This window comes from Mesorhizobium sp. M4B.F.Ca.ET.203.01.1.1, from assembly GCF_004791025.1.
GTDB lineage: Bacteria > Pseudomonadota > Alphaproteobacteria > Rhizobiales > Rhizobiaceae > Mesorhizobium > Mesorhizobium abyssinicae.
The window spans coordinates 1-324 of sequence record NZ_SRUO01000178.1; the positions used below are offsets into that span (position 1 = coordinate 1).

At 66.4% G+C, this 324-nt stretch carries 1 protein-coding gene; it reads left to right on the plus strand.

Annotated features, from left to right (window positions below):
* The coding region (locus EN846_RS34200) for a hypothetical protein (RefSeq protein ID WP_135928138.1) at positions 1–324 on the plus strand (324 nt) is incomplete at both ends.

The following is a 324-nucleotide window of genomic DNA, read 5'->3' on the forward strand; positions in this document are numbered from 1 at the left end:
TGCGAAGCAGTGGTCGAGGAACGACTGAAGGGCGGCCCGTTCAAGGACCTGCTCGACTTCTGCACGCGCGTTGGTTCGGCCAAGCTCAATCGCCGTACCCTGGAAGCGATGATCAACTGCGGTGCGCTGGACGAGCTCGGCCGCAACCGGGCCTCGCTGATGCTGCAGCTGCCGGAAGTGATCAAGGCCACCGACCAGATGGCGCGCGAACGTGCCTCCGGACAGAACTCGCTGTTCGGCGGTCCCGACCCCAGCGCCGTGTCGATCCAGCTGGACCTGCCCGAGGCCGAAGAATGGCCGCTGCTGCAGCGCCTGAACGGCGAG